The organism is Skermanella sp. (assembly GCF_059503625.1).
In genome coordinates this window covers 1-3,162 of record NZ_JCACHA010000252.1, presented here as the reverse complement: position 1 = coordinate 3,162, position 3,162 = coordinate 1, and the positions used below count along the sequence as shown (strand labels likewise).

Below are 3,162 nucleotides of genomic sequence, written 5' to 3'. Positions count from 1 at the left end.
GCGGATGACGTTAATGGTTATTCGCAAATAAACGGAAACTGGGCGAAATGGTTACCACTCCGGATTGCCCATAGTTTGACATGCTCTCATTGCGCGCTGCTCAGACAGAGCGGCGCGCCCTCCTCACCATCACGCCGGATGGTCTCGGATACACGGGCATCTGAGATCCATCACTTAATATCTATAGACAAAATCCTGCCGTGTGAAGTGGCTCACATATTATTTATCAGAACTATAATAGCTTTTAAATGCAGGCGAAGAAGACATTTATTCAATAACGTCTTACGAGCCGCCTTGGATGAAGAAAACCAACAGTGCTGTTTCCCTGTTTTCTTTCCGAGAAACAACTTACCTGAAGCGGAGTATCATGGATACGAGCTATATCGCGCTATCGAGCACGGCCCAGGTCCTGTCGGCGCATGGAGTTGGTGATCTGCTGTCTTCCCTCGCCGACGTTGGGCTGACCCCGCTTGATCTCGACGCTTTCGACCAAGTGAGCGGGGGCATTGCGCCCGCAGTCGTCGCTGGCATCGCCGCCGCAACCGCCGTCACCTTCGCCGCCGGCGCTGTGTTTGGCGCCGCGGTCGCCGTCGTCGTCATGAGTAGTGGCGACGACGGCGGGGACAAGGGTCCCGTGATAGCGCCAGGCACATAACCGTTCGGTGCCGCAGATGGGCTAGTAAATGTTCTGGCTCGGACGCTTGACGCTCATGGTCCTGGCGATTTGGTCCTGGTCTATAGCCTTGGCTGAGAGTCTTCGGCCGGAGCCAGGCACGAGGAAGTACTGTGTTGACCGGCATCGGGTGCATGAGTGCCCGGCGCCGGTCGGCCGTTTCGCCGGATATCCCTATTGGGTTTTGTCAGCTTTCGGGACGAGTTGCGTAGCAGGCAGGCGTCTGACTACCAGAAGCTTGACCCCCGATGACCTGTGGCGCGACCGGCTGGCTGTTCTTGCCGAGCAGAATGCCTGGCTGGCGGTCTGGGGGCCGCGGCCGGGCGAGCCGGACTGCCGGTGCCCCCTGCCCTGCTGCCGGAAAGCCAGTCGCGGCGTGCAAATGCTTGGCTGCTCTGGCGTTCAACCGTGCGGGTCAGCACCGATGCTGACAGCGGGAAGGGAACAGTACGCAAGCCACGATCCCGACGCCGGAAAGACGTCGAACAATCCGGCCCTACCCGCCCAAAGGCGCGACGAAGCAAATCGCCCTCAGCCGAACTCGAACCCGGCGGCTGCCAGGAGTGAATGGCCATAGCCCCGAAAACTTGCCTGGCGGCACCCTGCCCCTCCCGCTGCTCGCAATCCAGCCGCCCTTGCCAAGCTGTTGCGGAAGTGATCGCGGCTGCGCAGTTCCGGCGGCTCGCGGGGCCCCTGCCCCTGTACCACAGCGGACAACGGCGGCAGCGACGTGCCACCGCCGTCCGTTCCTGGTAGCTTCCTAATAACCTCCGATAATGTAATTATTCGGAACTGACGGTCCGAGCACAGTACACTGTGCCGGAGGATCGCACCCGCTTTAAGCACACGATCGAACTGGCTGGCCGGGCACTTCAGGCGGTTGCTCAGGCTAAGGAAGCAGTGTAGTAGGAAAAACCCTAATGGAGGAAGTCGATGCTGACATGGTGCATCGGCGTATTTTCCATAGTGTCCGTTTATCCTGCTTCCCTGCGGCTTAGGCCTGTGTTCTGCTCAGTGCGGGTTGGATCAGGCTGGACGGACAGGCATGCGCGCGGAGGTTCGTGATACCGAGATCTACTTCGACGTCGAAGGGGCCGAGCTGGTACCGGATGGCGCCGCGATGCGCGAACGGCCCGTAGCCTTGGTCATTCACGGCGGTCCCGGCGCTGACCACTCGGGTTTCAAGCCGGCGCTCTCGCCGCTTGCCGAGCACATGCAAATCGTCTACTTCGACCACCGCGGTCACGGCCGTTCCGCACGCGGCGATCCTGCCACCTACACCCTGGATGAAAACGTCGAGGACATGGAGGCGTTGCACCAGCATCTCGGACTCGGGCGGATCGTCAGTATCGGCATGTCCTATGGTGGCAAGGTCGCGATGGCTCACGCGGCCGGATCGTCTCGTAGGAAACCTCGATGCCGCGTTCGGCCAGCATCAGTTCGACGTCCCGGAAGCTCAGGCAGAACGTGTGGTACAGCCAGACGGCATGGCTGATGATTTCGGCCGGGAAGCGGTGACGGTGGTGTGGATCAGGAGCGTGTTTTATCCCGCCACCATGCCCTACCCAAACGCCTCTCGCCACCCCAGCAAGTTAATGTGACGGTGCCTTGCGCTGGGTATAGGAGGACAGGTTGCGGACCTGCATGTCCTCGATCATGCGATGGTGAAGAGGGCTCATGGTCGGGCTCCGTGATGGTGGAAACGCCGGGATCGGCGCCCGCCATCGTGCCGCACCTTCAATCTCGACGGACCGCCCTCTAAAGCGCCCAATTCTGGTCCCGGCGCCACCAACCGAGACCAGCCGTCCCGCAACTTTCACCAGCAGATGTGGACTGAAACTGCCGCGTAGCGGCTTCGTTCAATGCAGATTTCTGGACGAACCATCGCCGTAAGCTATTGTTGCTCTCGCCCACCAGCGTGAAACGCCATCAGGTTGCCGTCAGAGTCCCAAAGAGCAACGGACATTTCCGTCATAGGCTCCAAAATCTGATAAAACTGCCATGCACGATCAGCGTCGGAGTTCTCGAACAGCAGCGTGCCTTTTGACCGGCTGGGACTGCTGCCAAGCTGACACATGACATAGTATTTTTCGCCCGGAACGCGTCGCTTCCTGCTCAGGATTTCCACTCTTCATGCCCTCCGTGTCACAGAATAACATCTGACTTGAACATCTGGTAAGACATCATCGGCGTGTAGCCCATATTCATCATGCCCGTGCATATCGATTTAAAACAACAAGATAATTTTCTATTCGAATGTGATCGATCATATACTTGCACTTGGGAGCGAACTGAGTGGAGCGAGTACGTGGAGACCTTTGTGCTAGGCGCGGTCATAGGAGCCTTTGTCGGCTACGCTATTCGTTCGTTAATCTCCCGCAGACGTCATCGGCGCTTTCAGGAACAACACGGCTCAAACCGACGCTTCTGAGTCGAGATTGCTGCACCATAATGCGTCTCAAGCCTCTTCTATGGATTGGTGGGGTTGT

At 58.6% G+C, this 3,162-nt stretch carries 2 protein-coding genes and 2 pseudogenes; 2 read left to right on the top strand and 2 right to left on the bottom strand.

The genetic code is table 11. The features are described 5' to 3' along the window. Positions 1–298: 298 nt before the first annotated feature. Both AC5JJ6_RS06060 and AC5JJ6_RS06055 read left to right on the top strand, forming a co-directional pair. Positions 299–655, top strand: a complete 357-nt coding sequence (locus AC5JJ6_RS06060) for a hypothetical protein (protein ID WP_496041180.1) — start codon at positions 299–301, stop codon at positions 653–655. Positions 656–1,718: 1,063 nt separating this feature from the next. Continuing rightward, a pseudogene (locus AC5JJ6_RS06055) lies at positions 1,719–2,024 on the top strand (alpha/beta fold hydrolase); the annotation flags it as partial. Between the two features lie 40 nt (positions 2,025–2,064). On the opposite strand, the pseudogene AC5JJ6_RS06050 reads toward AC5JJ6_RS06055, so the two are convergent. Both AC5JJ6_RS06050 and AC5JJ6_RS06045 read right to left on the bottom strand, forming a co-directional pair. Beyond that, positions 2,065–2,220, bottom strand: a pseudogene (locus AC5JJ6_RS06050) (IS6 family transposase); the annotation flags it as partial. A 347-nt stretch (positions 2,221–2,567) separates the two neighbouring features. Continuing rightward, the gene (locus AC5JJ6_RS06045) at positions 2,568–2,801 is read right to left on the bottom strand and encodes a hypothetical protein (RefSeq protein WP_496041179.1); all 234 of its coding nucleotides are present in this window, start codon (positions 2,799–2,801) and stop codon (positions 2,568–2,570) included. Positions 2,802–3,162 lie beyond the last annotated feature (361 nt).

Bases quoted from the DNA above. Each gene is read 5' to 3' on its own strand.
- AC5JJ6_RS06060 (WP_496041180.1), top strand. From the start codon at position 299: ATGAAGAAAACCAACAGTGCTGTTTCCCTGTTTTCTTTCCGAGAAACA.